Annotated in this window: 7 protein-coding genes; all 7 read right to left on the bottom strand. The window is 35.4% G+C overall.

Annotated features, from left to right (window positions below):
- Positions 1-41 precede the first annotated feature (41 nt).
- The 7 genes from EHQ62_RS08445 to EHQ62_RS08415 are packed head-to-tail and all read right to left on the bottom strand — an operon-like array spanning position 42 to position 5485.
- Positions 42-527 (bottom strand): class I SAM-dependent methyltransferase, encoded by a 486-nt coding sequence (locus EHQ62_RS08445; protein ID WP_135641843.1) that lies wholly within the window; start codon positions 525-527, stop codon positions 42-44.
- 5 nt (positions 528-532) lie between these two features.
- Positions 533-1363: a carbohydrate deacetylase gene (locus tag EHQ62_RS08440; protein WP_135641841.1), complete on the bottom strand. Its 831-nt coding sequence runs from the start codon at positions 1361-1363 to the stop codon at positions 533-535.
- Entirely contained in the window at positions 1360-2295 is a 936-nt protein-coding gene (locus EHQ62_RS08435) for a glycosyltransferase family 2 protein (protein WP_135641839.1), read from the bottom strand. The genes EHQ62_RS08440 and EHQ62_RS08435 overlap by 4 nt, the downstream gene beginning before the upstream one ends.
- Positions 2296-2297: 2 nt before the next feature.
- On the bottom strand, positions 2298-3269 hold the full coding sequence (locus EHQ62_RS08430) for an NAD-dependent epimerase/dehydratase family protein (RefSeq protein WP_135641837.1): 972 nt from the start codon (positions 3267-3269) through the stop codon (positions 2298-2300).
- Positions 3266-3982, bottom strand: coding sequence for a nucleotidyltransferase family protein (locus EHQ62_RS08425; RefSeq protein ID WP_135641835.1), 717 nt, complete (start codon positions 3980-3982; stop codon positions 3266-3268). Before EHQ62_RS08425 ends, EHQ62_RS08430 begins: the two co-directional genes overlap by 4 nt.
- Complete coding sequence (locus tag EHQ62_RS08420) at positions 3979-4569, bottom strand: class I SAM-dependent DNA methyltransferase (RefSeq protein WP_135641833.1); 591 nt, start codon at positions 4567-4569, stop codon at positions 3979-3981. Before EHQ62_RS08420 ends, EHQ62_RS08425 begins: the two co-directional genes overlap by 4 nt.
- Positions 4570-4579: 10 nt before the next feature.
- Entirely contained in the window at positions 4580-5485 is a 906-nt protein-coding gene (locus EHQ62_RS08415; RefSeq protein ID WP_135641831.1) for a hypothetical protein, read from the bottom strand.
- Between the last annotated feature and the right edge of the window lie 421 nt (positions 5486-5906).

Here is a 5906-nt window from a genome sequence, read left to right as displayed (position 1 = left end):
TCATTTGCTTTTGAAGATTCGCGTATAGGGAAATATCGACATTATTCGAGTGTGTTTTTTTTGGCAATCGGTTCCCTTGTGAAATGGTGGTCGGTTTTTCTCTTACCTTTGCTCCATAAGGATTTGAATGCAGATGTCAAAATTACGACTTTACCACCAATTTTCAAAACCCGAGCTATTTCACGAATAGCTTGATCATCATCCACATGTTCGATTACACCAATTGCGGTTACTAAATCAAACACATTGTTTGAAAATGGTATCTTTTCTATACTCCCTAGTTTGATTTCCATTCCCCTAGATTTGCAAAACTTATATGCCTCTTCAGATACATCAAGTCCAACAGCATCTCCAAACTTAGAAAGTTCGCTGAGCCAGATTCCCGTTCCACATCCTACATCTAAAGATTTTAAAGGTTTTATCTTGAAGCTACGTTTGATCCAATCTAACAAAAACATCCTGGTACCACGAAACCACCAGTTCGATTCTTCCATCTTATAAAACTGCAAATAAACTTCTTTTTCCATATGAATTATATATCACCGTAATTTATTAACTTTATATCAGATTCTTTTAGTTCTTTTTTTACTTTTGCCGAAGTCAGAGTCTTAAGTTCATTCTCCCAGGAAAATGAATACGCAAAATAACTATTCCAATTAGGAAATTTAAGATTCAATGCTTTATCACTATTTCCTGGATGCATTCCTACTTCCCATATCCCGGTTTTTAACTTATCCAAAAAACCAACGAATTTATCTTCATTCCAATTTCCACTTTCCATAAAACCAATAAATCGATTTGGAGCAATTATTCGCTTTCGGAAAATTTTTAAAAACTTAAATCCAGTAGCAATGATATCTTTAAAAATTTGATCTTTACGATAGTCAAAGAAAGGAACATCGACATATCTGATTTTGTTTACATCGTATTTTTTAGCCAGTTTTGTAACAGCACTCCAAATTTTTGGAAGCATATGCATATGGCGATGACTGTCAAGGTGAGTTAAATTTTTTACTTTTTCCTTAATAAACGAAAACTGAGCATCCACTTCGGCCAAAACTTCCTCAATGGGAACTTTACTTAACAGAATATCCTTGGCCAATTGATTATGGTTAGACGGTAATACTCCTCGCGGAGCTAAGAATTTAGAATGAGTTAGAGATTTTTCTTCAATTAAAGTTAGGTGCAGGCCAATACCTAACCCTGGATTTCTTTTTGCAATTCGTATCGCTTCGTCAACTGCTTCACCGTTGACAACTAAGGATGCTGACGTTAAAATTCCTTTTTGAAAACCTTCTTCTATGGCTTCATTGATAGACGAATGTAAACCAAAGTCATCACCAGACACAATGAGTTTTTTCAATCCAGCGCCTCCTCTTTTACAATAAAATCTGGTCTTCGTTTTACTTGAGTATAAATTCGACCGATATACTCACCCAAAATTCCTATCCCTATCAACTGTATTGAACTGAAAAAAACAAGTCCCAGGGCTAATGTTCCCCAACCTCGCGGGATATAGATATCGAAACCCTCAAATCGCAAAAAATATATGATAAGAATCGAAAGTGCATACATTACACAAAAAAATGAAATTACTAATCCAGAGTAGAGCAGACCACGTAACGGTAGGATTGAAAAAGAAAAAATTCCGTCTAAAGCAAATTTTATGTAATTTCCTAAACGAAATTTAGATTCGCCTTTCTTCCTTGGCAAAGTATCATATTTAATACCAATTTGTTTGAATCCAACCCATTCCACCATTCCTCTTAAAAAAAGGTTCTTTTCCGGAATATTTTTAATTACCTCGACTACTTTCCGATCCATCAAACGAAAATCCGATTGGCCATAAGACAGTTTCACCTCAGAAAATAAATTCATAACACGATAAAAAATGGCGGACGGTAAAAAACGCCAATTGTCATGCTCCGCTTTCCCCTTTTTAAGGGTGAAAACTACGTCATAACCTTTTCTCCATAAATGAACCATTTCAGGAATTAATTCGGGAGGGTGTTGTAAATCACCATCTAAAGAAATGACAACACTTCCTTTTGCATGATTTATCCCTGCCATAATTCCGCCTTGGTGACCAAAGTTTCTAGACAAGCTAACGAATTTAATCTTCCGATTTTTTTTTCGCAAGTCCTTTATGATCTTCAAAGAATCATCCCAACTACCGTTTTCCACTAGTAGTATTTCATAATCTTCTTTCGTGGATCGAAGGGCTTTTGTTAGTCGAGCACATAACTCCTCCAAATTTTCCGCTTCATTGTAGATAGGTGATATTACAGAAATCATAGTTATAATTTGTTCAGATTGGACGATTTATCGTAAAATACAGAGACATATTCTTTGAACCAGGCAACCGTTTTTCCCAAGCCTTCTTCAAAAGAAATTTCAGCTTTCCAACCAAATAATTCCTGTGCTCTCGAATCGTCCGCACACATTCTCCAAATTTCAGTCGGTCTATCGGGCAAAGCACCAATCTTTAGCTCAGATTTTGAATCACAAGCTTTGTGAATCATTGTTACTAAATCTCGAATCGCAATTTCACGATTTGAGCCAATATTAAACGTTCCATCATATGTATATTCACTATTTACCGCTGCGATTAGGCCACTTACAATATTATCAACATAATTGAATTCTCTTGTTTGAACCCCCTTAGTTGTTTCAATTGGTAGGCCTCGAAGACATTTAATAATCAACTCTGGAATAACGGCCCGATCACTTTGGTAAGGACCGAAAGTATTAAATCCACGCACGGTTATAATTTTTTTTCCAGTCTGATGTTTTTTCATTTTAGCATACAATTCACCCGCATACTTCCCAACGGAATAAGGTGATACAGGAAATGGAAGCATATCCTCTTGAAATGGAACTGAAGTTTGATAGCCATACACTTCAGATGTCGACATATATAAAAATTTATCATAATTCTGGACATATTCCATTAGGTTAGCAGTAGCCACGGCATTTGCCATCATTGCTTCGTTGACATGAAGGAAGCTATCCCCTACATGGTTATATGCTGCTAAGTGATATATATGATCGAATGTTCGTTTCTCAAACTGACGAAGTGAGTCAATATTTCTTAAATCCGCTTCCAACACTTCTACATGATCCCAAACAGCACTTAATCGAACATTATCAATAATACTTTTGTATTTTACTACAACAGTAACTTCTGCACCAAGACTTAATAATTTTTTAGTTAGGTGAGAGCCAATAAAACCAGCCCCACCAGTAATAAGAATTTTTTTTCCCTTCATTTTTCCTCAACCGATGTGTAAAATTGTATTAATTGTTTTTGAGCAACTTTCAGTTCATCTTCCGTATTAAAAGTAATCTGTAATCCGGAATGATAAAATGTATTTAGCTTATCTAATGCGATCATAATTTTGTAAAAAGTAACTAAACCTTGTCCATCTTCTAGATGAAAAACTTTTTCAGGAGCATAATCAAAGGAAGTCTTATCTAGAACCGCATAGCCAATATAATAATTCAGAGTGGGCTTCTCTTTAAAACTTGTTACCCTACTTCTACTATCGAATTCGACTAAGCCAAATGGATTTTGAATAGGGGCCACTACTATTGTTGCCTCACATTTACTTTCCTTATGCATATTTACTAAATGATTTAAATCTAAATCAGTAAAGGTATCACCATATGTCAAAATGATATTCTCCGACATCAAGGGAAGCGCGGTGTGTAATCTCTTTAGAATTCCCGCATCCTCTCCCGAATCCGAAAACTCAATACTCCCGTCTTTAGCAAAAGACCGTACTTCATTTTGAATCAAATCGCCCTTATAGCCTATACAAAAAATAAAATCACGAAATCCCTGGTTATAATAATTTTCATACTTTAATTGCAGTATTGTTTGACTGCCAATTTTAACCAGAGGTTTTGGAATCTTTTCGGTAATTTCACCTAATCGTTTTCCACGACCACCACACATAATTACTATTTTTGTTTTGTTCATTTCTTTTGAAACGTCACTAGTTTTGTTAAAGGTTCTGGATAACAAATATCGATAATTTCAAGACCATTATCTTCTGCTATTTTTTCACAATCTGAGCTATTAAACAAAAGGATCCTAACGCCATGCGAAAAATGATAGAGTCTATATAGAAATCCCGCCCAGTTGAATCGAGGGAAAAGACAAAATAATTTCCCGCTAGTATCCAAATGAGATGTAAGTGAATTAAACAGTTGTGTCTGGTCTTCTATAAATTCCAGCGAGCCAGCACAAAGAATCTTTTTATACTGCCTATGTAGATTCAGTTCCGTTAAGTCACCCTGTACTGCATCTATCCCCTTCGCAATACAAACATTTACCATTTCAGGTGAAAGATCAACTCCGAAAACTTTGCCACCTAGCTTTAATATTTTCTCCGCATAGAATCCGGAACCGCAACCCGCATCGAGGATGTCTTCCCCAACCTGAACATTTAGCCTTTGCATAATTGCTTCAGATTCCCTTTTAACTAGAAAACCCACTAAACCCGTTTGTCGTGACTCGTTATATTCCTTAGCAATATCATCATAGTGTTTTTTTGTTTGCTTCATAGATCCGTTTCTAAACTAAAAATTGATTCATTAGGTCTTCAGAGTTGGAACATAAACCTACCCTCAAATCTTCCTGTATTGCTTTCAGCTGACCCGAGAATTCATTTGGGTCCGCTGAAAATAGCTTATGGAGCCATTTTTCAAGATTACCTGGCCTGATAGATTTTAATAATGGATACCTATCCGAATAAAAGTCCAAACCATTCAAATCTAAATCTAAAAGTCGACCCACTGGAATCGGAATACAATTACATAAAATTGCATCAATGATGCTAGCACTTGCTGATACAGCTACATATTGAGACTCAAACAAATCTGAATACAAGTCCTGTTTGGATACAATCCAATCCTCTGGGATGTGAAAATTTAATTTGGTTAACTTAGCCTTTAGGTATGTGACTGACATAATGGGATGTAACCTAATCAAAGTTTGAATTTTGAATTCACTTATGATTCGATTCAAATGAGAAAAAGCTGACAAAAGCTCAATACATGCATTTAACTCTAAAGGCAAAAGAATCAGCAGTCGTTTTTGTTTGTCAATTTTTTGGATTGGACCGGGGTCCTTTTGCCTTAATGATGGGCCTATCCGAACTCGACCATTGGATGTTAAATTTTCGGAATAAAGTTTAGAACTTATGCTTCCATTCGCAACAATCAAATCAGGAAAATAAGAACTGGTCTCTTCCGATTCGTACAAATTGTATCCAAGAAAATCGTTCGAAACTATGGTATGATGGTATCCTATTTGTTTAAAATCCCAACTGCCTTTATGTTTGAAATAATCAGGAATCACTTTTTCAAATGGCATATTTTCAAAATGATTATAAGACCGAATACTAGTACCTTTCTTAATAAACTTTTCTAAGGCAGGTAAGTAACGAAAAAAAACAACTAACTCGGGTGAACCACTCAAGTGGATCCAAAATTCACGAGTTAATAGTGATGATACATCTATATTTTTAATTTTTCCCTTATGCAAGAGCGAAAAACTAGTCTTTACACTCTTCCAAAAAGAGGTAACTATATCACAAATATTCAAAAAGTCCTCTGGAATCCACGCACCCCCTTTTCTCAATCTTTCTACTACTTCTTTAATGGTTAAAGCCGTGGAAGCAACCCAAGGAATTCGAATTACAGTTTTCCCTTTCTTTTCAAGAAAATCTGGTAACCCTGGATAGTAGTTAGACTGTAACAAGCCAGCTTCCAAAAGGCGGGAATCATTCAAACATAAATGAACTAAATAAATTTCTTTTACATCCGGAATAACATTAATTCGAGAGTTTGTTCTAAAAGCAAAATAACTAAAAACAATTTGTTTTAGTAACCTATTGAAC

It is taken from the genome of Leptospira jelokensis (assembly GCF_004769635.1).
Classification (GTDB): domain Bacteria; phylum Spirochaetota; class Leptospiria; order Leptospirales; family Leptospiraceae; genus Leptospira_A; species Leptospira_A jelokensis.
The sequence above is the reverse complement of the archived record's forward strand: the minus strand, read 5'-3'. Positions and strand labels throughout refer to the sequence as shown.

Bases quoted from the DNA above. Each gene is read 5' to 3' on its own strand.
- EHQ62_RS08445 (WP_135641843.1), bottom strand. From the start codon at position 527: ATGGAAAAAGAAGTTTATTTGCAGTTTTATAAGATGGAAGAATCGAAC.
- EHQ62_RS08435 (WP_135641839.1), bottom strand. From the start codon at position 2,295: ATGATTTCTGTAATATCACCTATCTACAATGAAGCGGAAAATTTGGAG.
- EHQ62_RS08430 (WP_135641837.1), bottom strand. From the start codon at position 3,269: ATGAAGGGAAAAAAAATTCTTATTACTGGTGGGGCTGGTTTTATTGGC.
- EHQ62_RS08425 (WP_135641835.1), bottom strand. From the start codon at position 3,982: ATGAACAAAACAAAAATAGTAATTATGTGTGGTGGTCGTGGAAAACGA.
- EHQ62_RS08420 (WP_135641833.1), bottom strand. From the start codon at position 4,569: ATGAAGCAAACAAAAAAACACTATGATGATATTGCTAAGGAATATAAC.